The sequence below is a fragment of the Bacillus gaemokensis genome (assembly GCF_001590835.1).
Lineage (GTDB): Bacteria > Bacillota > Bacilli > Bacillales > Bacillaceae_G > Bacillus_A > Bacillus_A gaemokensis.
Genome location: NZ_LTAQ01000001.1, coordinates 1038018 through 1064751 on the forward strand (window position 1 = coordinate 1038018; position 26734 = coordinate 1064751).

A 26734-nucleotide genomic window follows, 5' to 3' on the forward strand; every position below is an offset into this window, starting at 1 on the left:
AGCCTGATAAAGATAAAATGCAAATAATATGGAAGTAAGTTAAAGAATAATAAAGAAACTAAATATGTGCTGGATGGGAAACGTAAAACATATATTTTTCCCCATGTCGCGTTATATCCTCTTTGCCCGTTATAAACTGCAAAACAAAGATCATCATCTATTGGTAATTTTCGAAAAGACCATTCATTGTAAAAATAACCTCCCTGACTATCGCTAAACTAGAGACGATACTACCGATAAGTAGGACATATAGAACAGCGCTCACCACTAACAAGGAATGAAAATTCACATAATTCTCACAAACATTCCCGTAAAAATGATTCGATTTGTTCTATACTAAACTTATAAGTAATACTCCCTGTTTGAACTGTTTGATCTGATTACCCCGTTATCCAGATATAAAAAAGAACTTGTAGATTTCTACAAGTTCTTTTTTATATCTTCAATGTCTACTTAAAACCTAAATCTATCTTCCTGTTCATACGTATCCCGTCATTAATTTATGAAAATAATATATCTTTACTATATTGTTTCCCAACTAATAAATCATATTGAATGAGCTCATATTGTTTTAACATTTCCTTTTGCTTATCCGTTAAGTTTTCGATAACTTCCCCTTTACCATTCACTTTCAATTCATCTCTAAGCACCGGTACCTCCTTATGCAATTCTGATAAAAACTGATAAAATGGTGATTTATTAATTCCTGCATAATCAAAGACAAGATTTGAAAAGTAAATAGGACTTACCATTCCTAGATTATCATTTGGCAGGTTGTAATTCCCATAAATCAATAAAGGAGTCTCTGCCATAGCTAATCTTTCGTTTATTGTTTTTTCATTTTTTATATATCCCGCTTCTTTATAAATAGACTTATTCACTCCTAATGACGGAAGATGGTCTCCAAAAAAGACAAGTAACGTAGGCCTATCCAAATCATTAATTTGCTCTATTAAATATTGAAGTGCTTCATCTGAACGCCTTAAACCTTCTGTATATGTTTCTAGTTCAGCCGCTGAATCTTCCGTTAACCCACTAATTTTTATTTTTGTTTCTCCAAATTTACCTGGAGTAAATGGAAAATGATTTTGCATCGTTACCGCATGAATAAATGTAGGTTTTTTTGCTTTATTTAACTCGTCTATTATTTCTTTACTCATGGATAAATCGCTAATATAATCTCCATCTATATCTGTATTTTTCATCGTATCTTGTGCATTAAAATTATCAAACCCTAAAGTATCATATACATTATCTCGTTTAAAGAAGGTGCGGCCAAACGCATGAATTGCTTTCGCTTGATATCCATCATTCTTCAATTCACTTACGATAGATGGAATTGAGTTTTGATTTGTAACAACTTGCTGATACGGTATAGAACCTGGTTTCAAAAAACTCATTGAATAACTTGTTAATGCTTCAAATTCAGTATTAGCAGTATTGCCTCCAAATGTAGGTGAAATAGTTTGTCCACCTGGGAAGTTCTCTATATAATGATGTAAGTTTGACACAGGGTCCTCGCTAAATGAAAGGTTCGTTAATTTTATCGGATCCCAAAAGGCCTCGCTCATTATAAATATAACGTTAGGTTTCTCGGCTTGTTTTTCATTCACTGTTTGACTTTTATATTGTTTTTTTATATTATTTGCAATTTGAACGATATTATCTTTTGAATATTCTTTTGGCTTCTCAGCAACTGTTGTATCTAAATTACTGATAAACCCTAAAACTAGACCATTTTCAGCATAGTTTCCATTTTGATCCCACAAAATGAAATTTACATCCCATTTTTGAAAAAGTTTGTTCATAAATGTATTTGTATAATTTGCATAACCGTAAAGTATACAAATAGAACCTAGTATCAAAAGAACTCTTACACCAAGATGAATTTTTACAGTTACAATATGTTTCCGAAGGTACATTAATACTACAATGCATCCCCCAATACAACCGATTCCCACCAATATATATTTCAAACTGAAATAATCCATAACCATTGGTATAACTGATTGCATATGTCCAATCTGTGTAAAATCCGACGGATAAAGGGGATCTCCTCTAAAAATAAGTTTATAATAATTTACAACAGCTACAATAGCAAAGGAACAGCTAGTTAAAACAACACTCAAGAAAAGTTTCCCCAACACATTATACATAAAGATATACACTACATAAATTAGCACTAAACTTAACGTAAAATGTCCAATATGCCTATATATCCAACTAATTGTCTCTAAAAAATTTAGATTACTCTGCATAAGTACATACAGTAAACTCATTGTATGCGCTATCAAAAATAATTTTATATATACACGAGCGATTGATATTGATCTCTCTCTAATAGCATTTCTCGAAAACGTTACATACAATGCAATTCCCCATAAGAGAAGGACCATAATACTTAACGGAAGCTTTTGATTTAAAAATTCCTCAACCATATCTAGTTGTAATAATTTAAAAACGGCAAATAGCAAGGTTACTGATAAAAATGCCAACATGCTACTAAAGATGATTTGAATGAATGCGTTGTTTTTCCTTGGACTATAAAATGAAAACTCATACTTCAATTTTTCCCTCTCTCCTTTACATAAAGTGAAACTTTAATCAGTGGGGTTTTCTCTATCCCCCACTGATTATTAGCCTTCACCAATCGGGCTTTTTTGAATATTATTTCCTACATAACAACTTGTCTTTTGTTAAAGTTTGAGATGGGGGGATTAATCCACAAATAGTGAAGTAAGCCATCCGCACTAATATATTTATATACTATTTTATCTCTACTAACTTCTATTATATATATGTATTCTTAACTTTTTCTTAAAATATAAATTGTCTATACATACATTTTATACAATATTTACTACTAACTCAAACCGTTTGCCTGTCTATCATTCCTAACAAGATAATTATACAAATATCACCATTCCCCCCAAATATATGTCGTTTATTGAATTCGTTATTGACTCTCTTATCTTTACTTGGACTAAAAAAGAACTTGTAGCATATCTACAAGTTCTTTTTTTCTATTGTTTCAGCTGATTCACAACAAGTGAAGCATATGCTTCTGCACCCATTTTCGTTAAATGTACGCCATCTGGTTCAAAGTATGTTTTATTTCCAGCACTTGCTGAATGCCAATCGACTAGCTTCACATTTGGGTAATTTGCTGCTACTTCTTTTAGCTTTCCATTCACCAGTGATTCCCATGGACGTGGTACCCGCGTATTAACGAGCACAATTTTGCGTTCATTCCCAATTAATTGTATCAGTGATTCCAATTGTGCATTGGTAAATGCTCCATTTGTACCTAATCCAATAATGACTTGATTTCCTAAATTCCCTTCATTTTTCAATTTCTCTACCGCAGTAATTGCTTTAGACATTTGCCGGCCTATTTGTGCATCAATCCTAATAGTAGGGAATGCATTTTTTAAATATGGCGAGACATCAATCATAATAGAATCTCCAACTGCTGTAACTGTTAGCGGTTCTTCTGGCTTTGCAGGTACAACTTCTTGTTCCTCTTTATTTTGAGGTGGTTCCTCTCTTACGACAGTTGGACGTGTAGGCTCCTCTTGCTTCACTGTTTCTGCCACTTCTTTCTTCGGATTACTCTTTGCTTGCCCAGCCGTTGTTAAACCAAAAACAGCTACTGTAGAAATGAATAGTGCGCTTACTAAAGCTAGCTTACCACCTAATGCCAAATTTCTTATTCTCCAACCCTTGAAATTAAAATTCTTCAGTGCCCCTTGGCGTATTGGATTTTCAATAAACTTCCACGAAATTTGTGCAACAAATATAATAAGTATAAATTGTAAAATCGCCCTTGTAAGCTGAAATTCTCCCGTACTTACTTGTGGGTTTGTCAATGTAATAATTGGATAATGCCAAAGATATATTCCATATGATCGTACACCCATCCAGCGTAAAGGCCTAAACTTTAGAAATTTAGTAATTCTGCTTGCAGGATGCGCAAGATTCGCCACTAACAAAGCAGTCGCGACCGATAAAAGAACCATTCCTCCTCGGTATAGAAAAGGATCATACTGATTCGTCTTCCAAAACATCACGAGAATGATGATTAGAGAAATTCCGCCTATAATGTCCAAAACGAGACGTGCTGGCGGCAAAATTTTATAAGCAAGCCTTCTACTTGGCCAAATGAAAGCCAAAACCGCACCTATTAGTAAAGAAAAGGCTCTTGTGTCCGTCCCATAATAAATTCTGCTTGGATCAGCTCCTGGTTCATACATCATTCCCATCGCTAATGCTGAAGCTGCCACTCCGAAAATAATGAACCAAACAATACGTGACTGTTTTTTTATGTATCGAAATGCTAAGGCAATGACAAAGGGCCAGATAACATAGAACTGTTCTTCAACTGCTAACGACCAAAAATGATTTAACGGAGAAAGCTGGCTAAAGCTTTCGAAATATGATAGTTTGTGGTAAATATACCACCAGTTACTGACATATAATAAACCAGCAAGTGAGTCCCCGCGCATCTTTCCTAACAAAGAACTATGGAACAGTGTAATCCATGCCAAAACGACTACGAGCATAACAAGCATCCCTGGAAGTAATCGCTTTGCTCTACTTAACCAAAAATTCTTTAAATTAATTCTCTCATTTCTCATCCATTCAGCAACAAGAAGATCCGTAATTAAATAGCCAGAAAGAACAAAAAATACTGTAACACCTAGAAACCCTCCAGGCATCCAATTAAAATTAATATGATACAAAATAACCCCTAGTATCGCTAGGCCTCTTAGACTGTCCAACCCAACCATATATCGATTATTTTTTTTTATCGGTACGGGCATTCACAGCCACCCCCTATATCCATCTAAAAATTCTGTAAATATATCCCCTATGAAATTCTAGTAATCATCACTTTCTATTTCATAACTAGAAAGTATAAAAGGAGCACAAAATAAAAGCTGTAAAATATGACAAAGTAGATTAAGGTAGATTCTCATTTTTCAAGGTTTTATACATAGCACATAAAATTTTATCATGTTCTTTACTACCATGAAATAGTTTGTTCAAACGAAAATTACATAAGATACAAAATCCAATTGTATAATTGCTAATTTTTAGGTCAATGTATTTATGATATAATGCTATTATGTTTTAGATAGGCTTACTTATTTTAGGACTTAATCTTGAAATAATAATGGAATGATTAGCAAAGGAGATGCTTATTGTTGTTAGCAAAATTTAAAAGTTTACCTAAAGTGGTATATGTAATTTTAGCGCTTTCTTTCCTCCTGCATGTTTTTTGTTTAGTAAAACAACCAGGGTTAGATGGAGAATTAGTTAAAACAACATATGGCGCTAATGATGCCTTTAACTATTCGTTAACAGCGGAACAATTATTGAAGCATGGTGTATTCGGTTATGTTTATTTAGAACCTAGTGAAGTACCTGGTAAAAATGCATACATAACACCTGGTCAGCCGCTATTATTAGCTGGTGCAATGATTATTTCCGATGTAACAACACTTCCCTATTACTATGTAGCAACTGTCATTAACATGTTGCTTAACATCGGTACGCTATTATTAGTATTTTTAATTGGAAGAGAATTATTTAATAAGGATATTTATGGAATTGTCGCTAGTATTTTATACGCTGTTTATCCGAGTAACTATACATACTTCCGCACATTATTAACAGAAGTACCTTCGATTTTCTTATTAAGTTTAAGTGTGTATGTATTTGTTCTTGCGTGGAAATACAATAAAGTGAAATTCCATATATGGTTCGGAATTGTTGTATCAATTTTACTTATGTTCCGTCCAAACCCAGCTCCAATGTTGCTGATCCCTGTTCTTGTTGTCCTATTCACATATGGATTTAAAGAATCTATCAAGATCGGTTTATTATGGTTTATTGGACCATTCTTTATTATTGGTGCATGGGTCGTTCGTAACTACTTAGCATTCCACCAATTTATTTTGTTCTCAACACAAAGTGCGGACCCATTAATCGCAGGTGCTGATCCATTTAACAAAATTGGCTATGAGAACGTAGTAAACCAGATGAAAGCAACTGGACAAACAGATAAAAGTGAATATGCGAAACAATTAATCAAAAATGGATTTAAGTCAGATTTCACTTATTGGTTCTCTTGGTTTACTGTCGGGAAGACAATCGAGTTATTCAAAACTGCTCCTGCTGTGGATCAATACCGCATTCATAACTTTATGCAGCTTTGTCATAGAGTCTTTATCTTCAGTACATTCTTAAGTGCTTTCTGCTTTATGCTTAACTCATTTAAACATAAGCGCGTAATGATGTTAGTAGCTAGTTCAGTTATTTACATCGCGTTCTCAAATTTATTCCTAGCAATTAACCGCTACGGATTTTTCATTAATCCTCTTATGTGCTTAATTCTTGCATATGGATTAATTTATGTAGGGTCGAAACTTCCATTTTTCAATGCAAAACGTGTGTAATATAAATAGAAACAGAACAAGAGGTTGTCCAACAATGGACAACCTCTTGTTCTGTTTCTAATGATCCTTCGTTAAAATCCTCTGTAAAACTAAACAAAGGCTTTCTTTTCTTAAATAGCAGAATCTTATATGATTCACTTCATCATGTTTTCTTTAATACAAAAATAGAAAGTTCAGGCTTACTAAAAAAACGCACTGGCATTCTAGTTGTACCGATACCACGATTTACATACAACTGCATGGGTTTACTTTTCCCTTTCAATGAATACATTCCTTCTACATATTCGTTCGCTAGTGAGGTCGTAATGAGTGGCCCAATAAACGGAATCTGTACTTGCCCACCATGGCTATGACCAGATAGTTGAAGATCCACTGGATATTCAACTATTCGCTCTACAACATCTGGTTCATGCACTAATAGTAAGTTAAAATCCTCTTTGCTGAGCTGCTGAAGAGTTTGCTGAATTTTTGGTTTTCCAAGTAAGAAATCATCCAGACCAGAAATGGTAATATAGTCACCATTTGTAGCTTTAACCTTTTTCATTTCATTATTCAAAACGGTAAATCCTGCCTTCTCCATATACCGTTTGTATAAGTACCCCCCGCCACCTCCTCGGTCGTGATTGCCAAACACTGCATATTTCCCAAGAGGTGCTGTGATTTGAGATAGAATGGTTTGTGACTCTGCCCTTTCTGCAGCATACTCTCCAAATTTATCAATTAAATCACCTGTAAAAACGACAATATCAGGCTTTAGCTTATTAATTTCATCTACTAACATTTGTTGCTGTTCATGCGAGAAATTTGGTCCAAAATGTGTATCTGAAAACTGCACAATCTTCGCGCCATGAAAACCTTCTGGAATATTTGGATTCTCAATATCATTCCATGTAATTGACAAAGATTTTGTTTCGAAATGAAAAGCGTATATATAAATTGTTATTGGCAGCATGCATAGCATGAGAAAGATGATACATATTCTTCTGAACTTCAATAAGGAGCTACCGCCTGTTCTTTCTTTCAAAGGAGATATTTTCTCATTCGATTTGATTTTATTTGTAGAAAATCTATCTTTACGAGAATGTTCTAAGTTCGCTTTCATATTTCCACCTCTAAAATTATCTTCATAAAAAAATACTACTTGAAAGACTGTTGTATCATTTCTATGTTACAAACGTATGTCTTTTCGGACAAATTGAGATGCATCTTATAAAGAGTAGCATTTTGGGTACCCTATCGTTCTTCTGCTATACTTATGAACATTCTTCTTAGAAAAATGTGCGTAAATCAAAGAAGAGGCTACCCCTTTTTGGATAGCCTCTTTGCTTATCAACCTACACTTTGAACCCGGCCAATTTGACCATCTTGTAATCGTACTTTAATTCCATAAGTATGCTTAAAGTTGTTAATTACCGAGTACTATACGAGGGAAAAATCCAAATCTGCCATATGATACATACAATCAATATAAATATAAAATCAGTAACATCTATTTTAGGGCCTTTCTTTACATGCATATCCAACCACATATAAAGTGAAACTTTAATCAGTGGGGGTTTTCATCCCCACTGATTATTAGTTGAACCAATCGGGCTTTTACGGGCAGTTTATCTCCCACCTAACTTCTTTGCTTTCGCTGAATTTTGAGGTGGGAGTATTACTGCCCGTTAATGCGGGATAAATTGGTTTTATTCCTTTATATTTATACACATTCTTCTTTGCAAATCGATACGTAAGAATCTGTAATATCATAAAACCTGCTACAAATATAAATAAGAAAACTAGAAAGTCAATCACTCTATTTCTGCACTGCTTTCTCTAAAATACCATTCTCCAAAATCCATTCTTCAAACTTAGCACTACCAAATTCCCAGCTTAAGTCATTGGCATGTACAGAAAATACGTAATATCCCGCATATTCATCCATATATCCCTCTTCCTGCACCTGTACTTGCGGAATTCCATAAAACGCAAAGTTAAAAAAAACGTCCCACACATCTTCATGTTTTCTCTTATAAGCAATCGATTCCACATCAAATTCATCTCCGAAATAATCAAGATGTAAATGCAGGCTATCATCATATTCATATTTCATTTTCATCACCCCTTATATTTGTACTTCTTTATTATCCAAAAAATTCCTCCTATATCCACTCACACTTGGGCACTTCCCTCCATATCATAGAAGTAGATTGATTTCTAGGAGGTGTCCTATATTGAAAAAATTCATAGCTGTTTTTTGTATACTTGTACTTACTGTTTTTACATTTGTAGCGTGTAATAAAAAAGATGATACGAAGCAACAGACGCAAAAAATCCACATTGGTGAAGTGACACATTCCCTCTTCTACGCACCGCTATATGTTGGGATTGAAAAAGGATTCTTTAAGGATGAAGGTTTAGACATTGACCTGCAAACGACAGCTGGTGGCGATAAAACGATGACTGCCCTTTTATCTGGAGGAATTGATATTGCACTCGTTGGTTCTGAAACATCCATTTATGTTCATCAGCAAGGAGCAAAAGATCCGATTATTAACTTTGCACAGCTGACGCAAACGGATGGTACATTTCTCGTTTCACGTAAAAAGTTAGACTCCTTTAATTGGAACAATGTGAAGGGCGTTACTTTCCTCGGTCAACGTAAAGGCGGAATGCCACAAATGGTTGGGGAATACGTTTTGAAGAAAAATAGTATTGATCCTCATAAGGATACAAATTTAATTCAAAACATTGAGTTTGCCAATATTGCCAATGCCTTCGCATCTGGTACAGGAGAGTTTGTCCAACTCTTTGAACCAACAGCGAGTATTTTTGAAAAAGAAGGAAAAGGTTATATCGTTGCTTCTTTTGGAGCTGAATCAGGAACTGTTCCTTACACAACCTTTATGGCAAAAGAAAGTTTTTTGAAGAAAGATAAAGCAGCAGCAGAAAAATTCACACGTGCACTATATAAAGCGCAGCAATGGGTCGATACACATAGCCCAGAAGAAATTGCTACAGCTGTTACACCACTTTTTAAAGATACTGCAAAAGATATTACGGTAAAAGTAATTGAACGCTATAAAAAACAACATTCCTATGCGACAAATCCATTATTAGATGCGGAAGAATGGAAACAACTACAAACGATCATGAAAGAGGCTGGGGAATTACAAAAAGAAGTTCCACATGAGGCGCTGGTCAATACAAAAATTGCCGAAAGCGTTATTAAGAAATAGAGGCGAATACGATGAGTTTCTTACAAATATGTAACGTTTCCCACTGCTTTTTTGCAAAAGAAAATGCACGGCTCGTCCTCGAGGATATAAACTTACACGTAGAAGAAGGAGAATTCGTTTCCTTTCTTGGCCCAAGCGGTTGCGGAAAAACAACGCTTCTTTCTATTATTGCAGGACTGTTAAAACCAATTGAAGGCATTGTTTTTCTAGAAGATGAACCGATCATTAAATCAACTTCCTCAATGGGATATATGCTCCAGCAAGATTACTTGTTTCCTTGGAAAACGATTGAAGAAAATATAATGCTCGGATTGCATATTACGAAAACATACGGAGTAAAAACGAAAGAACATACATTACAGCTTTTACAGCAAGTTGGCTTACATGAAGTAGAAAAACAATACCCGCGCGAACTATCTGGTGGTATGCGCCAGCGAGCTGCACTCGTTCGAACACTCGCAACAAATCCGAAAATCCTTTTGCTGGATGAACCATTTTCCGCACTCGACTATCAAACGAAATTAAAATTAGAAGAGCTTGTCTTCTCATTACTACAAACATATAAGAAAACATCATTGCTCGTTACGCACGATATTGAAGAGGCCATTGCGATGAGTGATCGAATCTACTTACTTCAAGCTAAGCCAGGAAAAATCGCAAAGACTTTCATTGTACCAGAAAGTATCCGCTCCTTATCACCATTAAAAGCACGGCATCACCCTGATTTCCCAGCCCTCTTTCAAGACATATGGAAGGAGCTGGAACGCCTTGGATAACATCAAACAACTACACGCACAGTTTCGAAAAAAAGAACGGCAGCGTACATGGGCAGCGCGACTCTTACAATTACTCCTTCTCATTCTCTTCTTTGCATTATGGGAAATCTCTAGTAAACAGGAGTGGATTGATCCTTTACTCTTTAGCTCTCCTTCAAGCATTTGGGAGTTGTTCGTAAGTAAATGGGGGGATGGATCACTTTGGGTTCACATATGGACGACACTACTTGAAACAGGCGTCGGCTTTCTTCTTGGCACATTGCTTGGAACAATTATCGCAACGCTCCTCTGGTGGATACCACTTCTTGCCCGCGTATTAGATCCTTATCTTGTTGTGCTAAATGCAATGCCGAAAGTAGCACTCGGTCCGATTATTATCGTTATTTTCGGTCCAAACATTTCATCTTCCATCGCAATGGGCGTAATTATTTCCATTATCATCACCATTCTCGTTATTTACAGCGCATTCCAAGAAGTTGATTCTAATTATATAAAAGTAATGGATACATTTGGTGCGAATAAGTGGCAGTGCTATCGGCGAGTAATTTTACCGTCTTCCTTCCCAGCAATCATTTCAACGTTAAAAGTAAATGTTGGATTATCATGGGTCGGTGTTATTTTCGGAGAACTCCTCGTTTCAAAAGAAGGACTCGGTTATTTAATTAGCTACGGATTCCAAGTCTTTAACTTTACACTTGTACTACTAAGTGTGTTACTGACATGTGTCCTTGCCACTCTTATGTATGTATTTGTTGAAGGATTTGAGAAATTAATTGTAGGAAAACGAAAAAGAAGCTGACTCTAAACAACATACCGGGGTCAGCTCTTTCTTCTTTTTATACACTATTTATTTCTGATCACATACTTTTGTATCGTTAATCACAGCATTCCCTTTAATCGTGACCGTATGAAAACAATCTTTCACACGCACTGTTACAATATTATCTTGTCGATCTACAATATGATACGCATCAAAATGTTGATTTAATGCACTCCGAATTTGTTCTCCTTCGAAAATCGGAACCCCATGAGACATTACCCAAATAAGACCAGCAATAGCAAGAATGGTTTTCAAACGATCTACCTCCTTGAGAATGAATTCATTGCATCTACAACATGTATATTGTAATTGTGTCAATTTTGTGACAAATTTCTTTTTATACCTATTCTATTAGAAATTTCTAGTTCCTCCTTCTACATGAAAAAAGCAACCTAGTTATATCTCGGTTGCTTTTTACTGCTTATTATTCTTTTACTTTCCGTGATATCTCATATAATCCAGACAACACTTCCGCTCTCATTTTTACAAGCTCAGGGAACTGATAGAAGAACGCAATCTTTTTATACTTCATTTCTGTTCCTTCTTTCACTTTCTTTGAATCTTGTAAAATGAATGCTGTAAATGTATCTGCAATATCTTCTGCTACATTCGTTGTTCCGTACTCGGAAACAAATTGATCATGCTTATCTTTGAAAAATTGTATTTGCGCCTCTTCATTTGTTTCAATTTGCCTTTCTTTCCATTCCTGTTCAATCGGTTTCCAGAAAGATTCATGAAATTTATTAATATACGAATCAGCCTTTGCGCACCCTTCTTGTAAGAACAGATTTTTACATTTATTTTGATAAGATGAAATGTCTTTATCATCTTCAAATGCTTTTAAATACTTTTTATCTACCGGAATTTGTTTATTGCTTAGCGTCAATACGTGCGCTGTCTCATGAATTAATGTCTTCATCACTTCATCTATATTCACACCTGAATCGAGCGTATCTAAGCTTAACACCCACTCTTTTGGATTCTCCATACTAGGAGTTACATGGGCAACGATTCCATCATATCCATCTGTCACAATATCGAACTCTTTTATATTATCACGATATTTAGAAGGAATTAACGTCCGATAAATCTCCCATAGCGTTTCATGATAATCCTTATCCTCATGCTGCTTGATTATCTCTTCCTTCGCTTCTTTATCATCTGCAAACACTTTATTTAAACGCTTCTTATCTAGTTTTTCAAAATAAGGATCTATGATGTCTTCCTCATCAATATAGTAAGATGCTAAAAAGAAATAATTTTCATCATCATTTTTCTTCTTTTCAGCTTCCTTAATACCTTCTACCTTCCCAGGATTCTCTTCTGTACCTCCTTCCGATTCTTCTACATTTTCCCCTGGCTCTTCCAGACGAGAAAGACTTTCCATCTTCTTATGTACTTTTTGAATCATCTCATCTCCAAGCTTTATACATTCTTCTTCTGTTTTACAACTCTCTTTCTTCTCGGCAACATCTACCTCTTTACTACAGCCTGCCATAAAGCCAATCACCATCATAAGACATGCTAACTTTCCATAAAACTTTCCCATATAAACCTCCATCATTCCATTCTACAAAAATATCATAATCATTTTTTTGAAAATATGCGATAATTATTTATAGGGATTTTTTTACTTGTAAGGGGGACTATGATGATACGTGCTGCGTTGTTTGATTTAGATGGAACATTATTAAATCGCCGTCAATCTTTGGAGTGTTTTATTAGCGATCAATATGATCGTTATGCGGGGCATTTTACTAGCATCAATAAAACTGAATACTGCTCCTGTTTTATGGAGCTCGATAATAATGGATACACTGGGAAAGATAAAGTATATTCTACCTTGCTCAAAGAATATAACATTACTCATCTAACACCTGAACAACTCCTACATGACTACGTAACAAAATTTTCAAACCACTGCATTCCTTTTCCAAATATGCATGAACTACTACAGCAATTACAAAAGAAGAATATCAAAATAGGGATTATCACAAATGGCATGACCGAATTTCAAATGAGTAATATTCGTGCTTTACAGTTACATACGTATACAAACACCATTCTTGTTTCAGAAGCAGAAGGCATTAAGAAGCCAAATCCTGCTATCTTTGAGCGTGCTCTTCAGAGGTTAAACGTCCCAGCAGAAGAATGTATTTATGTTGGAGATCATCCTAAAAATGATGTAATTGGTGCTGAAAATGCTGGGATTTCTGCGGTTTGGAAGAAGGATTTGTTTTGGGGTAATTTTGAACATTCTCGTGTGGCCCTGGATTTGCTGGAGGTACTTTCGTTTGTAAAGCTTGAACAAATAAGATACGAACCTTAATTCAAAGGAGGCAAACATGGACAAAAAGGTAAAGGTATCTTTACTTTAAATTGTATAGAAAACCCTAAAAAATACAAAGATATATTTACACCTTAATTTAGAAAAATAACTAAAATTCATTTCGTGAAATAAAAAAGAAATCGGCCCCTTTACTTCGTAAAACAGCCGATTTCTTCTATATGTTTCATCGTACGCGCTAATACATCATCGCGCATAATAAAGCTAAATTTCCTATCAACTTTAATGTTATCAGGGATGTCTTCTAATAAAACTGACCCTTTCGTTTCTTCATAGTGCGTATGCTCTTCAACTGCACTAATTGTTGCAAAATAAATGTTTTTAATGATTATTTTGTCTTTTCCAGATACTTTGTATTGTCCTAAGTAAGTTAAATCAGAAACAATACCGCCGGTTTCTTCATGAACCTCTCGAACTGCCGCCTCTTCCGGTGTCTCCCCAATTTCTACTTTTCCCCCTGGAAATTCAAGACCGCGGCGTAAATGATGCGTTAATAACCATTGATCCCCGTACCGGCATACAACCCAAACATGCTTTGGCTCAGGAGAAAATGGATAACGTTCAAACGATAATTGTACAGTGTTGTGGTAATAATCTTTAAATTTGTACATGCCATTACTCCCCTATTGATGGTTACAAGTTTTTCCTACCACAAATTGTAGCATATTCTCGCTTTTCTGCATAATGTTATCCAACTATAATCCATTGATTATTCCCATTTGCGCGACTAATTCTTTTGTTTCATGATTTCCTAAGTTATAAATCATCTCATACGCCTTCTGTAACTGTTCATCATACCGGTCATTATTAGAATCATGATGATACTCAACATACGGAACATGCGAACGCACAAAGGAACCAAGATCTTCACGATACGCTTGATCAAAATATTCCCGGAGTTGAATAATCTCCTCATCATTTGCTTGAATTTCAAAACTATACGTATCTGCTGTTTTCACTTGCGAAATTTGACCGTTTCCTACTGATATATAGTATGTTTTCTTATTATCCATGTAGCGCCCTCCTTTCACTCTTTTAATTTCTATTGTTTTCAACAATTACAAAATTATGTAAAACGAAACTTCGTTTAATGATAAAATAAAGAAAAGGAGGGTTCTGCGTGATTAAAATATTAATTATTGGAGTCATTATTGTCATTCTCGTGTTAGTGCTCTCTGTGCTAACGATTAATAAAGGCTATTCTTATAAACATTCGGTTGATCAGCCGGAGGACAATCCTTATCTGGCACATAAAAAGGAGGATCAATAATATGGTTCGTATACTACGCCTCCTAACTGCTTTCATTGTCATTATCGTATCTTTGTATAGTCTATTTACACATAAGGATTCATTTCTTACACTTTCACAATTTTTCTTAGGAGCTTTAATGTTCATAATCGCGATTGAACAAATACAAAAGCAGGATAAAAGTACTGGATTAACTTGCATTGTTGCAGGAGTTTTCGTGTGGGGTGTTCTCGCAATAAAGTATATTATGTAACAAGCATTTGCTTACGGAGGAATATAGTATGTTAAAAATAGTTCGAATTACATTTGCACTCATCGCATTAGCCCTAGCTATCTACAGCCTTATTATAGATAACAGAACTATTATGCCTTACATGCTTATTACTTTAGGATTCATGGCTTTCGCGATAAGTTTGGAAGAACTGAACAAACACCATAAAATAAGTGGAACAATTGGCTTCTTAGCTGGATTCGGAGCTTTATTTCTCGCTTTATCGGATTTACTTCGCTAATGTGAACTTTCAAAGGGGGGGAATGAAATGCTAACTGGATTACGTATTTTTTTCGGCCTTCTAACAATCGCTATCGGGATCTACTATTATTTTACTAAGATTGACGTACTTCCTTACATGCAACTCTCACTCGCGTGTATGTTTATTATCATGGGCATTTCTGAAATGAAAGCAAATAGAAAAACAATAGGGTTGTTTCCTTTTTTGTTTCTGGTTTTATTTTCTTTGTTGTGATTTCGATACTTTTACGATAAAGAAGAAAAAAGCTATCTTCCCACTGAATATAGAAAAATAGCTCTTTTAGTTAATCTTTTACTTTATTTGACCAAAACAGTTATATCTCATTTACTGAACAAACTGTTTAGACCTTTCCTTAATATGCTTAGGATCATCACGCCAATCATAAGTTTCTCTCTTTGAAATATCTAACGTTTGATCCCCAATTTTAACTCTATCCTTATCTATCCACTCAATGTATGGATCTGTATCCGGATAGTTCCAATATATATTTTTGGCGGAATTTGAACTAAGATTCACTAATTCCCCTAATTCCTCTCTAACCGCATCCGCACTTAATGATCCGGCATTATGAAAATACGTTTTTATAGCATGTTTTCCATCTAGAGATTTCACAGTTCGTATTAATTTCCCTGTTGGAACACCTTGCAAACTAAAAAACTTCCAATATCCGAAGCCAATTATAATTACTAGTGCAGAAAATAATACCAACGCTACTTTTCTCTTTGTCTTTTTGATTTCAGTTTTTGGATTTACATCATTCACTCAGTCATCTCCCTATACCATTTTGTTGACTAACAATAAAGTTGTTTGATTACAAATAAAGTCACTTAAAAATTACAATAAATCCGTTTGATTTTTTATTACGCAGTTATCACGAACTGTAACATAAGCAAAATCTTTAAACTTTTTTTGTTTCATCCTTTATAACTTGTATAATAATATTATCTTGAAACATGAAGGGACTGAACTATGCGCAGATATCAATACCTTGACCCCAAAACAAAAACGTAATGGAGGCAAAAATATTGATTACAGAACTACAAACCAAAAGATTAATTTTAAGAAAAATGCAAGCATCAGACTCGGCTAGTTTGTTTGCAATTTGGTCTGATCCAGAAGTTACAAAATTTATGAACATCAATAGTTTTACTGATGAAAGCCAAGCAGTAGAAATGATTGAAATACTTGATAAGTTATCTCTGGAAAACAGAGCTATTCGTTATTCAATAATCGAATTAGAATCAAATAAAATTATCGGTTCTTGTGGTTACAATTCCTTAGATTTCAAAAACGCCAAAGCAGAAATTGGTTACGATATTAGTAAAGCTTTTTGGGGTAAGGGATATGCGCCGGAAGCCATTCTCGCTTTAATAGATTATGCATTTAGTACTTTAGGATTCAATAGAATAGAAGCAAAAGCTGAACCCGAAAACATTAATTCAATAAAAGTCTTACAAAAGTTAAACTTTACATTCGAAGGAACAATGAGAATGTGCGAAAAATCAAAAGAAAAATTTATTGATCTAAGTATTTATTCAAAATTAATGACAGATTAAATTATATCTCTTAGCCTACATTCATTATAATGTAGGCTATTTTCTATCTTGTATTTCAAAGCTTAAATAACTTAATAAACTGAACAGTATTTATCTACACTTCATTACAAACGATACACTACCGTATTTTTAAACAATGCAGCAGTGCAAATTAACGCCTCCAAAATCCAAAAATTTTATTGTCATGAGTCATATTAAATACAAACCCACTAAAACCAAATTATACCATGAAATAATCAATATATTATTCATCAAAAAAAGACTTACTCCTCTTCCAATAAGGTATAAGTCTTTTTATTTTTCAAATCTTTATCTAGAAATATATGCATCTTCATTTCATCAAGTATGTTTTTTCTAAATGATCCTTGTTTTCTATAGAAATCGTATATTTATTTTTTAGTCTAAAACATTCTTTAAGCGGGATAATAAGAACTATCAAACGTTAACCCACTAGCTTTAATCCAAGAATCGTCCCCATAATCCCAACAATACAAAATATACGAAAGGCACTTTTCGGTTCATGAAAAAATAGAATACCAACAATTGCCGCTCCCAATGTCCCGATTCCAGTCCAAACTGCATACGCGATTGATAACTGAATGTCTTGCAATGCCATCGTTAAAAATTGAAAGCTAATGATAAATCCACCAATTAGAATGAGATTATTTGTCCAGTTATTGTTCTTCGCAACTTTCTTTACACCTATCACACCAACAATTTCAAAGAGCCCTGCGATAATTAAATAGATCCATGCCATTTACTTCACCTCTTCCTTCTCTCCGCTAAATTTCAATCCGATTATAAATAGTGCTAATAAACAGATCAAAAGGATTTTCACGAAATGAAACGGCTCTTGAAAATAAAAAATATCAACCAATATCGTTCCGATTGTGCCAATTCCAGTAAATACTGCATAAGCCGTACCAATCGGGATCTTCTTTGTTGCATCAATCAATAATTGAAAACTAATTAGAATGGCAATGAGCGTGAAAATGTTCATTGCATTTGTTTTCAAACCTGTTGCCCAAAATATTTCAATGAATCCACCGAGGATTAAATAGATCCATGCTCTATTTGTTGTTAATTCTTTTTTCTTCTTTTGTTCCCTCTGAACTTCTTTTCTTTCTTCCTTTTTCACCGAACTACGCTTCTTTTTTGGAAAAAAGATATATGACATGGACCAAATACAATGGATAATAAGAACTGATGTCCAAATACGCATAATAAAATTAATTGTTTCATTTTGATAGAATCCAACCTTTTTATTCAACACCCAATCTTTTATATGAAAGATGTACGAACTACTTGGCAAGTCACTAACAGGGACAAGTCCAACCATCAAAATAAATATGAGTTGTACGATAAGGAAAACCGCTACATGTATATAAAAATATTTCCGCTCCATCCTTGCATGCTCAGTTCCATATAACTGTTCTTTTTGCGAAGCCGTCATTTATCTTCCTCCTTCTTCACATAATAATCCATTATCTCTTCTATATAATTCATCGTTGCTATATCAAGTCCATACACTCTAGCTACTTCATCTTGCTCTGGTTTAATAAGCCCCCAATACTTGTCAATTAACTGCTCATCTCCTTGAAATACATTCATGGCAAAAGCAGCTAGTCTTTCTGCCAACTCCTGAACCTTAGGTGAATCAATTGGTTCATTTATATGCTGATGAATTTCTCGCAATACTTGCAACCATTCTTTCGTCCGTTCGTCCTCTTCTTCAAATGTTGGTAAATTCTTAACCACTTTTTGTTCCTCCTCCGTAAAATACTTTTTACGAAACGTTTCCCTTTGTTCCATTCCCTGTACGGATTTGATAAATAGCATCAAATCTTCAGTACGCAACTCTCCTGTTAATTCAATCGAATGAAACGTTGTATACAGTAATTTTTCTAAATCTTGCAGTCGTTTCACTTCCGATTGGATTGTTTGAATTTCTGTTTTCAGTGCATGTTTCCACCTTTCTTCTCTTGAAATTCCTTCTTCTTTTAACACTTCTTTAATTTCCGAAAGCTTAAATCCAAGCTTTTTAAAAGTCGTTATTTGTTGAAGCTTCATCACATCATCCTGTGAATAATAGCGATATCCTGAATCTGCAATATAAGATGGCTTTAATAAACCAACCTCATCATAATATCTAAGCGTCCTTGTCGTAACATTCGTCTCTTTTGAAATTTCCCCTATGCTATACATCGCATCCTCCCAATTGTTATTTACTTTCACTATAAACTTTGACGTATACGTTAGAGTCAATATTATTTATAAATTACAAATCTCCTTCACAATAAAGAAAAAACTTCTGTTTCAACAAACAGAAGTTTTTCTCTACTATCGTACATTCATTTCTTAGGTGACTTTTTTACTCACCTAGCTTCAATCGGTTTCCTCACAATAAACCAATAACAAATCGCACCGCATCCAGCAATAATTCCACCAGAAATGAATGCTAGCGCATAAGATCCTGTTGCATCAACAATTATTCCAGCAACAACTGGAGAAAATGCTCCGCCAAAATATCCACCAAAACTTTGAATCGAACTGACAGAGGCTACAGAAGAAGCAGGAGCAACATCTCCAGCAAGCGCCCAGGCTCCACCTGTAATAGAAGAAATAAAGCAGATTGCTAATGTCATAAGGGTAACTGTAGATACAATATCGTGTACAAACGGAAGAATAATAAGAACGATTGCTGTTAGAACCGCACTAATACTAATTAACATACGTTTAGAATTGATTGGTGAAGCCACTCCTTTATCCACCATTTTCTTAGTGAGATATCCACCAAATATGTTTCCGAACACCCCTCCGAAATAGGGAATACTCGCATAAATTCCTAGTTTCGTTAAAGAAATATGATACGATTCGACCAAGTACAGTGGTAAAAATACGAGAAAGATATTCCAGCTCCAAATCGTACAAAAATACCCTAGAATCAGTCCCCACATTGTGCGATATGTGAATAGCTTTCCCCACCTAATTTTTGAATCTTGTTTTCCAGGTGTTTCTTCTATATGATCAGACTCAATATACTTTAACTCTTCTTTTGAAAGCTTACGACTTTTCCTCGGTTCATGATAGAACATAAGAAATATAATACCGAAAATAATACCTATTAATCCCGTTACAAAAAAGAGACCTCGCCAACCGAATGTCACCATAAAAAAAATTAGAATAGGCGGTGAGATAGCTGGTCCCCATTTTGAAGCTGAATCCCAAATTCCCGTCGCCAGTCCTCTTTCCTTCTTAGGAAACCATTCAGAAGTAACTTTTGCCCCCGTCGGCCAGCAAGGTGCTTCTCCTATCCCTAGTAAAATACGTGCAATAATAAACATGAAAAAACTATTGAGAACACCTGTTAAAGCAGTAGCCACACTCCATAAAATAATAGCGATAAAATAAATCTTCTTTGCTCCATATTTATCAATAAGCCAACCAGCTGGCAGTTGCATCGTTGCATATACCCAAGCAAAAACCGTTCCTAACAATCCAATCTGCGTTTTTGTAAAATCAAGATCTTTCATAATTTCCGGAGTAGCAATTGATAAATTTGTACGATCTAAATAATTAATAATTCCACCTGCCAAAAGCCAAAAAACAACAGTCCATCTAAATTTTTTTGTCGTGTCAGCTGGATGCAAATCTAGTTTTTGATTCATTCCCCTCTCCATCATTCATCCTCCCTTTTTTGAACAAAAAAACAGACCTATATTTTTGTATAGAAAAAGGATATGGAATCCATATCCTTCTCTCAAACTACTCCAAACTCAACCAAATACTCTTCACTTCCGTATAATTATCAAGCGCATACGATCCCATTTCACGGCCAATTCCAGATTGTTTATAACCACCAAATGGCGAGGCCGCATTTTCTAAGTTATAGCTATTGATCCATACTGTACCTGCTTTTAATCGATTGGCAACTTGGTGCGCTGTTTTTACATTTTCTGTCCATACACCAGCTGCTAAACCATATGGTGTATTGTTCGCGCGCTCAATGACTTCCTCTATATCATCGAAAGGTAAGATTGAAACAACCGGACCAAATATTTCTTCCTGTGCAATTTTCATATTATCTGTTACATCAGCAAACACAGTTGGTGCTACGAAATATCCTTTTTCAAATTCTTGCATGCCGCCTGCCACAAGTTTTGCCCCTTCTTCTATTCCACTCTTAATATAGCCCAGTACACGTTCCTGTTGCTTCTTCGATACAAGTGGTCCCATTTCTGCATTCGGATCTAGTCCACTTCCTAATTTCACTTCATTGGCCATTTCTCCTAGTTCACGAACAACTTTTTCGTAATGTTTTCGGTGAACAAATACCCGTGAACCCGCACTACAGTTTTGACCATGGTTATACATAATACCATTGAATGCACCAGGAATTGCTTTAGAAAGATCCGCATCTTCTAAAATAATATTCGGTGATTTCCCGCCAAGCTCTAATGTGACATGCTTCGTTGCTTCCGCCGCTTTACGCATAATTCCTTTTCCAACGACAGTAGAACCAGTAAAAGCAACCTTATCAATGTCTGGATGATTCACAATCGCTTCACCAGCTTCTGCCCCAAATCCCGGTACAAAATTGACTACACCATTTGGGAATCCTGCTTCTTTAAACAACTGAGCTGTGTATAGAAGAGAAAGCGGCGTTTGCTCTGCTGGTTTTAAAACAATCGTACATCCCGTTGCAAGTGCCGCGCCTAATTTCCATGCTGCCATTAATAATGGAAAGTTCCACGGAATAATTTGCCCTGCAACACCGATTGGTTCATGACGTGTGTAGTTTACATACTCCGGAGAAATCGGTATCGTTTGACCAAGTATTTTCGTTGCCCATCCTGCATAATAACGAAAATGATCAACTGTTCCTGCAATATCATCTTCAAGTGCTTGTTTATACGGTTTCCCATTATCTAACGATTCAATTTGTGCTAACTCTTCTTTATTTTCATCTATTAAATCTGCAAGTTTGTAAATAAGGTGTGCCCGTTCTGCCGCACTTATTTTAGACCAAGGCCCTTCTTCAAAAGCTCTACGTGCAGCCTTTACTGCCAAGTTCACATCTTCTTCGCTAGCTTCACTTACGACAGCAAGTACTTCTTCTGTCGCTGGATTCCACACTTCAAATGTTTTACCGCTCACTGCCGGAACGGATTTCCCATCGATAAATAATTCCTTGTTTCCTTCTAAAAACGCTTGAACTTTCGGCTTTAAGCTTTGACCTGTCGTTAACATACTCCCTCTCCCTTCTTATTTTTGTAATGTTAATAGATTCTCTAAAACTCCTTGTAGCTTTTGATCCTCTTCCTTCGTTAAAGGCAAACGTGGTTTACGAGACGGACCGCCTGCTTGCCCTTTTAAATCCATGACTCGCTTAATAATTTGAACATACTTTCCTGATTCTTCGATAAAGCTACAAAGCGGTAAGATTTTATCGTATAATTCCCACGCTTTCTCTAGCTCCTTATTTGTCGCAGCATCAAATAGTTCCGTTACAAGCCTTGGTACCGCATTACCTGCAACTGAAATCCAACCTGTTGCGCCAACTAAAAAAGATTCTAATACTAAATCATCTGCGCCGCAGAATGTTTCAATATCGCCTTTTCCTTGTCTTGTAATATCACGAACTTTACGAATATCACCGCTCGATTCTTTTACATGTGTAATGTTTTCCACATCACGACCGACGCGAAGAATTGTATCCGTGCTAATATCAACGCCAGATGTAAATGGATTATTATAGATCATGATTGGAAAATGAACAGATTCCGCTACAGCTTTAAAGTGCTCATAAATCTCTTCTTCTTTCGGATGAGCATAGTATGAATTAATAAGCAGTGCACCACTTGCCCCAGCTCGTTCTGCTTGCTTTGTATATTCCATTGCTTCTTTTGTCGTTTCTGCTGCCGTTCCAACAAGAAGTGGAATACGCCCGTTAATTTGTTCTACCGCTGCTTCAACCACTTTAAAACGCTCTTCTTTCGTTAAACTGACAAACTCCCCTGTACTACCGTTAACAACTAAACCAGCCACACCTTCTTGAATAAAGTGCTCAATATTTTGTTTCAACCCTTCCCAGTTAACCTCTTCGTCCTGAGTCATCGGTGTAATGATAACCGGATATGCCCCTTTAAATGTTTGATACATGCTTCTTCCTCCCATCGCTATATTAAATTTAATTAGAGATAAAATAAATTAAAGTAACACTTCAATTTATTTCATAAAAAAAAGAACTTCCTATCATCTATACACTTACGGTCATTATAATGCACAGAAAATAGATTTACAATATTATTATCTAATTTTTCTGAATTTTATCCCGTTAATAATTTGCAAAAATCAAAACTTTCCTTTACACTTTTTTCATAAGAACAATTCTATCTAATTTCGAGGGATTATAATATGGACGACAATATTGGAAGAAAAATAAAAGCACTTCGCTTAGAAAAACGAATGACTTTAAAACAAGTCTCTGAAAAAACAAATCTATCTATTAGTTTTATCTCGCAAGTAGAGCGGTCGAAATCTTCTATTACACTAGAATCATTAAAAAAAATATCAGAGGCGCTTCATGTTAGCCCAAGCTGTTTTTTTCCAGATACAAAAAAGAAAGCAAAAAGTCTCGTACGCCGTGGTGCACAAAACGAAGAACATGTAAATTACTCAAAATTTGTTTACACAAATCTTTCTGGAAATGTATCGAACCCACATTTCGAACCGATTTTAGTCACACTACATTCAGGTGAAGAGAAGGGAAATCCGTATTCTCACACCGGACAAGAATTTGTATTTGTACTAGAAGGCGCTCTCACCATTATGCTTGAATCAGAGGAATATGAACTACATCCTGGCGATAGCATTCACCTAGAATCTTCTACACCCCATAATTGGTTTAATCATACAGAGAAACCAGCGAAATTTTTATTCGTTAGCTCCACTCCAATGTTTTCTAAACAGTAAAAAAGCTGCCCTTTCACAGGCAGCTTTTTCATCTATTAACCAAATACTTTTTCAAGTTCAGCTTTATCTTGACTTAACCAGAAGTTCATCAAGCGTTTTGCTCCTTCTAAATCATGAAGCTTCGCTTGGCCACACTGCGTTTCGTTTGCAGCTGGAATTTCTGTAATTTGAACCGCATCTTTTAATGTAAGTTCTAATAGATCAATTACTTCACGAACTGTTGGTGTACCACTTACAACAAGATAATATCCTGTTTGGCAACCCATTGGTGAAATATCGATAATATCAAAATGCGGATAACGATCAATATATTTACGTAGATTAAATGCTAATAAATGCTCTAACGTATGAATAACATCTGGTTTCATCGTTTGTTTATTCGGTTGGCAAAAACGAATATCGAATTTATTCACAATACCGTCGCTACCTACTTTATGAACACCACAATGTCTTACATAAGGTGCCTTTACAATCGTATGATCTAATTCAAAGCTTTCTACTGATGGCATAAAACATCTCTCCCGCTTTCAATTTAATTCCGTTATATCCAATATGATATAACGGAAATCCAAATTAGTAAAGTATTATGTACAGTCGTGCTATAATACTAAAAGAATATGCTGAGAAGGAGACCATTATGAAACAGATTTTTATCGGCATCATACGCTTTTACCAAAAATTCATTTCCCCAATGACGCCACCTACATGCCGCTTTTATCCAACATGCTCACATTATGGATTAGAAGCATTTCAAAAACACGGCGCTTTCAAGGGCTTTTGGCTCACACTAATGCGTATTTTAAAATGTCATCCTTTTCATCCAGGGGGATTTGATCCAGTCCCAGATAAAAAAGATGACAGGGTTAAACCTTAAGCTTCGTAGCCATTCACAACTAAATCTAATTTTCCTGTATCTGGGTCAATAACAAGGCCATGAACAGGTACTTCTTCTGGAAGTAATGGGTGGTTACGAAGGACAGATACACTGTGTTCTACACTTTCTTCTACACTAGAGAACCCTTGTAAAAATCTTTCTAAATCGATTCCAGAATAACGAAGTGTATCTAATTTCTCTTCTGTCACGCCTCGCGCTTTCATTTTTTCAATTGTACTGCTCGCCTTTATTTTTGCCATGCCACAATCATGGTGACCAACAACACATACTTCATCTGCACCAAGTTCATACACAGCAACTAAAATACTACGCATAATACTTCCGAATGGATGCGAAATAACAGCTCCCGCTACTTTAATGATTTTCACGTCACCATTACGCATATTCATTGCTTTTGGTAATAATTCAACAAGACGTGTATCCATACAAGAGATAATTACCATCTTTTTATTTGGGAATTTTCCAGCCCCATATTCTTCGTATTTTTTCTCTTCAACGAATTTTTCATTGTACTGCAAAATTTCTTCTAATGACTTCATAGTAAGTAAACCCTCTTTTCTCTCATTTAAACTACATACTAAGTGTACCAAAATCAAAAAAATACCAAAAGGATATTACTTTATTGTAAATATATGATTTTTCAGACAATCGACATAATTCTTTCAAAATATACACACACCTCTGTAACAACTCCCACCTAACTTGCTCATTTTTTCACTATAAGCTAGATGTAGATAATGTAAAAAAAGGAGTGAATCTTTATTATGTCCGACGTTCTGTTACTGAGTCGTTTTCAATTTGCCATTACTATCTTTTATCACTTTTTGTTTGTACCTTTGACAATCGGACTTGTTATGATTATGGTGCAAAAAATCTAAAGCTCTTGCAAGTAATCTCCTAAACTTGGACATACTGATAATATTACTCTAAAAAAGGTGTGTGATCGGTATGGARAAGGAAAATTTGTTCAAATGGAAGCATTATCAGCCTGAACTAATCTTAYTAACAGTAAGGTGGTACCTACGGTACAATTTGAGCTTCCGTAACCTGGTGGAAATRATGGAGGAAAGAGGATTATCCATTGCTCACACAACGATTATGCGTTGGGTTCATCAATATGGACCTCAATTAGAAGAAAAAGTACGACATCATCTAAAATCAACAAATGATTCATGGAGAGTCGATGAAACCTATATTAAAGTAAAAGGGCAATGGATGTATTTATATCGTGCCGTTGAATGATGGAGGAAAGAGGATTATCCATTGCTCACACAACRATTATGCGCTGGGTTCATCAATATGGACCTCAATTAGAAGAGAAAGTACGACATCATCTWAAATCAACAAATGATTYATGGAGAGTYGATGAAACCTATATTAAAGTAAAAGGGCAATGGATGTATTTATATCGTGCCGTTGATTCAGAAGGRAATACCATTGATTTTTATCTAAGTAAATCAAGAGATAAACAAGCAGCCAAGTGCTTTTTCAAGAAAGCCTTGGCTTTTTCGTACGTTTCTAAACCTCGCGTGATAACAGTAGATAAGAACCCTGCCTATCCTGTAGCAATTCAAGCGTTRAAAGAAGCAAAACATATGCCTGAAGGCATAAAGCTAAGACAAGTTAGATATCTCAATAATATAGTGGAACAAGATCATCGTTTTATTAAGAAACGTGTGYGTTCTATGTTAGGGTTCAAGTCTTTTGGCACAGCTACATCCATTCTTGCAGGAGTAGAAKCCATGCATATGATTAAAAAAGAACAGATTGATTTACGGGATCAGTCTGTTCAAAACCAGAAAGAATTCATCCATCAATTGTTTGGACTAACAGCATAAAATACAATTCCGCTAGAAATATATGCGCTATATTCTCTTTTATTTTATCTTTGCACCAGAACC

The 26734-nt window shown here is 35.3% G+C and carries 28 protein-coding genes and 5 pseudogenes; 14 read left to right on the forward strand and 19 right to left on the reverse strand.

The window, feature by feature from the left end; all coding sequences use genetic code 11:
- Nucleotides 1-500: 500 nt before the first annotated feature.
- Together AZF08_RS05490 and AZF08_RS05495 are read right to left on the reverse strand one after the other, a co-directional pair.
- Nucleotides 501-2567 carry an LTA synthase family protein gene (locus tag AZF08_RS05490; RefSeq protein ID WP_033674356.1) on the reverse strand — a complete coding sequence of 689 codons (2067 nt, stop codon included), beginning with the start codon at nt 2565-2567 and terminating at the stop codon, nt 501-503.
- Between the two features lie 456 nt (nt 2568-3023).
- Entirely contained in the window at nt 3024-4823 is a 1800-nt protein-coding gene (locus AZF08_RS05495; RefSeq protein ID WP_033674357.1) for an acyltransferase family protein, read from the reverse strand.
- A gap of 384 nt (nt 4824-5207) precedes the next feature.
- Here AZF08_RS05495 and AZF08_RS05500 point away from each other — a divergent pair, with 384 nt between their 5' ends.
- Nucleotides 5208-6461, forward strand: coding sequence for an ArnT family glycosyltransferase (locus tag AZF08_RS05500; protein ID WP_033674358.1), 1254 nt, complete (start codon nt 5208-5210; stop codon nt 6459-6461).
- A 142-nt stretch (nt 6462-6603) separates the two neighbouring features.
- Here AZF08_RS05500 and AZF08_RS05505 read toward each other — a convergent pair whose 3' ends face one another.
- From AZF08_RS05505 to AZF08_RS05510, 4 genes and pseudogenes are all read right to left on the reverse strand, one after another.
- Nucleotides 6604-7413 (reverse strand): metallophosphoesterase, encoded by an 810-nt coding sequence (locus tag AZF08_RS05505; protein ID WP_407639462.1) that lies wholly within the window; start codon nt 7411-7413, stop codon nt 6604-6606.
- A 377-nt stretch (nt 7414-7790) separates the two neighbouring features.
- Nucleotides 7791-7868, reverse strand: a pseudogene (locus AZF08_RS28400) (DUF2196 domain-containing protein); the annotation flags it as partial.
- A gap of 2 nt (nt 7869-7870) precedes the next feature.
- Nucleotides 7871-8258 (reverse strand): annotated as a pseudogene (locus AZF08_RS32095) (hypothetical protein).
- A 1-nt stretch (nt 8259) separates the two neighbouring features.
- Nucleotides 8260-8556 (reverse strand): DUF3986 family protein, encoded by a 297-nt coding sequence (locus tag AZF08_RS05510; RefSeq protein ID WP_033674359.1) that lies wholly within the window; start codon nt 8554-8556, stop codon nt 8260-8262.
- Between the two features lie 121 nt (nt 8557-8677).
- Here AZF08_RS05510 and AZF08_RS05515 point away from each other — a divergent pair, with 121 nt between their 5' ends.
- The 3 genes from AZF08_RS05515 to AZF08_RS05525 are packed head-to-tail and all read left to right on the forward strand — an operon-like array spanning nt 8678 to nt 11257.
- Nucleotides 8678-9682 (forward strand): ABC transporter substrate-binding protein, encoded by a 1005-nt coding sequence (locus AZF08_RS05515; RefSeq protein ID WP_033674360.1) that lies wholly within the window; start codon nt 8678-8680, stop codon nt 9680-9682.
- 11 nt (nt 9683-9693) lie between these two features.
- Nucleotides 9694-10458: an ABC transporter ATP-binding protein gene (locus AZF08_RS05520; RefSeq protein ID WP_033674361.1), complete on the forward strand. Its 765-nt coding sequence runs from the start codon at nt 9694-9696 to the stop codon at nt 10456-10458.
- The gene (locus AZF08_RS05525; RefSeq protein ID WP_033674362.1) at nt 10451-11257 is read left to right on the forward strand and encodes an ABC transporter permease; all 807 of its coding nucleotides are present in this window, start codon (nt 10451-10453) and stop codon (nt 11255-11257) included. The genes AZF08_RS05520 and AZF08_RS05525 overlap by 8 nt, the downstream gene beginning before the upstream one ends.
- Nucleotides 11258-11305: 48 nt before the next feature.
- Here the strand turns inward: AZF08_RS05525 and AZF08_RS05530 are convergent, their stop codons facing one another.
- Together AZF08_RS05530 and AZF08_RS05535 are read right to left on the reverse strand one after the other, a co-directional pair.
- Nucleotides 11306-11533 carry a hypothetical protein gene (locus tag AZF08_RS05530; protein ID WP_033674363.1) on the reverse strand — a complete coding sequence of 76 codons (228 nt, stop codon included), beginning with the start codon at nt 11531-11533 and terminating at the stop codon, nt 11306-11308.
- A 169-nt stretch (nt 11534-11702) separates the two neighbouring features.
- On the reverse strand, nt 11703-12827 hold the full coding sequence (locus AZF08_RS05535) for a hypothetical protein (protein WP_033674364.1): 1125 nt from the start codon (nt 12825-12827) through the stop codon (nt 11703-11705).
- A gap of 102 nt (nt 12828-12929) precedes the next feature.
- Here AZF08_RS05535 and AZF08_RS05540 point away from each other — a divergent pair, with 102 nt between their 5' ends.
- Complete coding sequence (locus AZF08_RS05540) at nt 12930-13607, forward strand: HAD family hydrolase (protein WP_033674365.1); 678 nt, start codon at nt 12930-12932, stop codon at nt 13605-13607.
- A gap of 149 nt (nt 13608-13756) precedes the next feature.
- On the opposite strand, the gene mutTA is transcribed toward AZF08_RS05540, so the two are convergent.
- Together mutTA and AZF08_RS05550 are read right to left on the reverse strand one after the other, a co-directional pair.
- Entirely contained in the window at nt 13757-14236 is a 480-nt protein-coding gene (gene mutTA, locus AZF08_RS05545; protein WP_033674366.1) for an antimutator 8-oxo-(dGTP/GTP)ase, read from the reverse strand.
- 84 nt (nt 14237-14320) lie between these two features.
- Nucleotides 14321-14638, reverse strand: a complete 318-nt coding sequence (locus AZF08_RS05550; RefSeq protein ID WP_033674367.1) for an HAD family hydrolase — start codon at nt 14636-14638, stop codon at nt 14321-14323.
- Between the two features lie 107 nt (nt 14639-14745).
- On the opposite strand from AZF08_RS05550, the gene ytzI reads away from it, so the two are divergent.
- From ytzI to AZF08_RS05565, 3 genes are read left to right on the forward strand one after another with little or no spacing between them, the layout of a single operon-like run.
- Nucleotides 14746-14895 carry a YtzI protein gene (ytzI, locus tag AZF08_RS05555; protein WP_033674368.1) on the forward strand — a complete coding sequence of 50 codons (150 nt, stop codon included), beginning with the start codon at nt 14746-14748 and terminating at the stop codon, nt 14893-14895.
- Nucleotide 14896: 1 nt separating this feature from the next.
- A complete protein-coding gene (locus tag AZF08_RS05560; RefSeq protein WP_033674369.1) occupies nt 14897-15127 on the forward strand; it encodes a YczI family protein in 231 nt (76 codons plus the stop codon).
- Between the two features lie 28 nt (nt 15128-15155).
- Nucleotides 15156-15386 carry a DUF3953 domain-containing protein gene (locus AZF08_RS05565; protein ID WP_033674370.1) on the forward strand — a complete coding sequence of 77 codons (231 nt, stop codon included), beginning with the start codon at nt 15156-15158 and terminating at the stop codon, nt 15384-15386.
- Nucleotides 15387-15731: 345 nt separating this feature from the next.
- On the opposite strand, the gene AZF08_RS05575 is transcribed toward AZF08_RS05565, so the two are convergent.
- Nucleotides 15732-16169, reverse strand: coding sequence for a DUF5412 domain-containing protein (locus tag AZF08_RS05575; protein WP_033674371.1), 438 nt, complete (start codon nt 16167-16169; stop codon nt 15732-15734).
- Nucleotides 16170-16432: 263 nt separating this feature from the next.
- Between AZF08_RS05575 and AZF08_RS05580 the strand changes: the two genes are divergently transcribed.
- Entirely contained in the window at nt 16433-16963 is a 531-nt protein-coding gene (locus tag AZF08_RS05580; RefSeq protein WP_033674372.1) for a GNAT family N-acetyltransferase, read from the forward strand.
- 442 nt (nt 16964-17405) lie between these two features.
- Here the strand turns inward: AZF08_RS05580 and AZF08_RS05585 are convergent, their stop codons facing one another.
- The 6 genes from AZF08_RS05585 to dapA form a co-directional block, all read right to left on the reverse strand.
- The gene (locus tag AZF08_RS05585; RefSeq protein WP_033674373.1) at nt 17406-17720 is read right to left on the reverse strand and encodes a DMT family transporter; all 315 of its coding nucleotides are present in this window, start codon (nt 17718-17720) and stop codon (nt 17406-17408) included.
- Complete coding sequence (locus AZF08_RS31955) at nt 17721-18416, reverse strand: DMT family transporter (RefSeq protein ID WP_200875213.1); 696 nt, start codon at nt 18414-18416, stop codon at nt 17721-17723.
- Nucleotides 18413-19168 (reverse strand): MerR family transcriptional regulator, encoded by a 756-nt coding sequence (locus AZF08_RS05595; protein ID WP_033674374.1) that lies wholly within the window; start codon nt 19166-19168, stop codon nt 18413-18415. Before AZF08_RS05595 ends, AZF08_RS31955 begins: the two co-directional genes overlap by 4 nt.
- Before the next feature lie 170 nt (nt 19169-19338).
- Complete coding sequence (locus AZF08_RS05600) at nt 19339-20643, reverse strand: MFS transporter (RefSeq protein WP_051725720.1); 1305 nt, start codon at nt 20641-20643, stop codon at nt 19339-19341.
- 85 nt (nt 20644-20728) lie between these two features.
- A complete protein-coding gene (locus AZF08_RS05605; RefSeq protein WP_033674375.1) occupies nt 20729-22213 on the reverse strand; it encodes an aldehyde dehydrogenase family protein in 1485 nt (494 codons plus the stop codon).
- 15 nt (nt 22214-22228) lie between these two features.
- Nucleotides 22229-23125 (reverse strand): 4-hydroxy-tetrahydrodipicolinate synthase, encoded by an 897-nt coding sequence (gene dapA, locus AZF08_RS05610; RefSeq protein WP_033674376.1) that lies wholly within the window; start codon nt 23123-23125, stop codon nt 22229-22231.
- 255 nt (nt 23126-23380) lie between these two features.
- Between dapA and AZF08_RS05615 the strand changes: the two genes are divergently transcribed.
- Nucleotides 23381-23938 (forward strand): helix-turn-helix domain-containing protein, encoded by a 558-nt coding sequence (locus tag AZF08_RS05615; RefSeq protein ID WP_033674377.1) that lies wholly within the window; start codon nt 23381-23383, stop codon nt 23936-23938.
- A 35-nt stretch (nt 23939-23973) separates the two neighbouring features.
- Here AZF08_RS05615 and luxS read toward each other — a convergent pair whose 3' ends face one another.
- Nucleotides 23974-24447: an S-ribosylhomocysteine lyase LuxS gene (gene luxS, locus AZF08_RS05620; protein ID WP_033674378.1), complete on the reverse strand. Its 474-nt coding sequence runs from the start codon at nt 24445-24447 to the stop codon at nt 23974-23976.
- A gap of 128 nt (nt 24448-24575) precedes the next feature.
- On the opposite strand from luxS, the gene yidD reads away from it, so the two are divergent.
- Nucleotides 24576-24812: a membrane protein insertion efficiency factor YidD gene (yidD, locus tag AZF08_RS05625; RefSeq protein ID WP_033674379.1), complete on the forward strand. Its 237-nt coding sequence runs from the start codon at nt 24576-24578 to the stop codon at nt 24810-24812.
- On the opposite strand, the gene AZF08_RS05630 is transcribed toward yidD, so the two are convergent.
- The gene (locus AZF08_RS05630; RefSeq protein WP_033674380.1) at nt 24809-25372 is read right to left on the reverse strand and encodes a beta-class carbonic anhydrase; all 564 of its coding nucleotides are present in this window, start codon (nt 25370-25372) and stop codon (nt 24809-24811) included. The genes yidD and AZF08_RS05630 overlap by 4 nt on opposite strands.
- A 225-nt stretch (nt 25373-25597) precedes the next feature.
- Here AZF08_RS05630 and AZF08_RS29665 point away from each other — a divergent pair.
- From AZF08_RS29665 to AZF08_RS05640, 3 pseudogenes are all read left to right on the forward strand, one after another.
- Nucleotides 25598-25696 (forward strand): annotated as a pseudogene (locus AZF08_RS29665) (cytochrome ubiquinol oxidase subunit I); the annotation flags it as partial.
- A gap of 85 nt (nt 25697-25781) precedes the next feature.
- Nucleotides 25782-26069, forward strand: a pseudogene (locus AZF08_RS05635) (IS6-like element ISBwe3 family transposase); the annotation flags it as partial.
- A gap of 2 nt (nt 26070-26071) precedes the next feature.
- Nucleotides 26072-26671 (forward strand): annotated as a pseudogene (locus tag AZF08_RS05640) (IS6 family transposase); the annotation flags it as partial.
- Between the last annotated feature and the right edge of the window lie 63 nt (nt 26672-26734).

What these genes read in the sequence shown, in the direction of transcription:
- AZF08_RS05560 (WP_033674369.1), top strand. Translation starts at nt 14,897, where the DNA reads ATGGTTCGTATACTACGCCTCCTAACTGCTTTCATTGTCATTATCGTA.
- AZF08_RS05550 (WP_033674367.1), bottom strand. Translation starts at nt 14,638, where the DNA reads ATGGATAATAAGAAAACATACTATATATCAGTAGGAAACGGTCAAATT.
- AZF08_RS05510 (WP_033674359.1), bottom strand. Translation starts at nt 8,556, where the DNA reads ATGAAATATGAATATGATGATAGCCTGCATTTACATCTTGATTATTTC.
- AZF08_RS05615 (WP_033674377.1), top strand. Translation starts at nt 23,381, where the DNA reads ATGGACGACAATATTGGAAGAAAAATAAAAGCACTTCGCTTAGAAAAA.
- AZF08_RS05595 (WP_033674374.1), bottom strand. Translation starts at nt 19,168, where the DNA reads ATGTATAGCATAGGGGAAATTTCAAAAGAGACGAATGTTACGACAAGG.
- AZF08_RS05535 (WP_033674364.1), bottom strand. Translation starts at nt 12,827, where the DNA reads ATGGGAAAGTTTTATGGAAAGTTAGCATGTCTTATGATGGTGATTGGC.
- AZF08_RS05600 (WP_051725720.1), bottom strand. Translation starts at nt 20,643, where the DNA reads ATGGAGAGGGGAATGAATCAAAAACTAGATTTGCATCCAGCTGACACG.
- AZF08_RS31955 (WP_200875213.1), bottom strand. Translation starts at nt 18,416, where the DNA reads ATGACGGCTTCGCAAAAAGAACAGTTATATGGAACTGAGCATGCAAGG.
- AZF08_RS05520 (WP_033674361.1), top strand. Translation starts at nt 9,694, where the DNA reads ATGAGTTTCTTACAAATATGTAACGTTTCCCACTGCTTTTTTGCAAAA.
- AZF08_RS05540 (WP_033674365.1), top strand. Translation starts at nt 12,930, where the DNA reads ATGATACGTGCTGCGTTGTTTGATTTAGATGGAACATTATTAAATCGC.
- AZF08_RS05565 (WP_033674370.1), top strand. Translation starts at nt 15,156, where the DNA reads ATGTTAAAAATAGTTCGAATTACATTTGCACTCATCGCATTAGCCCTA.
- AZF08_RS05505 (WP_407639462.1), bottom strand. Translation starts at nt 7,413, where the DNA reads ATGCTGCCAATAACAATTTATATATACGCTTTTCATTTCGAAACAAAA.
- dapA (WP_033674376.1), bottom strand. Translation starts at nt 23,125, where the DNA reads ATGTATCAAACATTTAAAGGGGCATATCCGGTTATCATTACACCGATG.
- luxS (WP_033674378.1), bottom strand. Translation starts at nt 24,447, where the DNA reads ATGCCATCAGTAGAAAGCTTTGAATTAGATCATACGATTGTAAAGGCA.
- AZF08_RS05605 (WP_033674375.1), bottom strand. Translation starts at nt 22,213, where the DNA reads ATGTTAACGACAGGTCAAAGCTTAAAGCCGAAAGTTCAAGCGTTTTTA.
- mutTA (WP_033674366.1), bottom strand. Translation starts at nt 14,236, where the DNA reads ATGTACAAATTTAAAGATTATTACCACAACACTGTACAATTATCGTTT.
- AZF08_RS05585 (WP_033674373.1), bottom strand. Translation starts at nt 17,720, where the DNA reads ATGGCATGGATCTATTTAATTATCGCAGGGCTCTTTGAAATTGTTGGT.
- yidD (WP_033674379.1), top strand. Translation starts at nt 24,576, where the DNA reads ATGAAACAGATTTTTATCGGCATCATACGCTTTTACCAAAAATTCATT.
- AZF08_RS05495 (WP_033674357.1), bottom strand. Translation starts at nt 4,823, where the DNA reads ATGCCCGTACCGATAAAAAAAAATAATCGATATATGGTTGGGTTGGAC.
- AZF08_RS05630 (WP_033674380.1), bottom strand. Translation starts at nt 25,372, where the DNA reads ATGAAGTCATTAGAAGAAATTTTGCAGTACAATGAAAAATTCGTTGAA.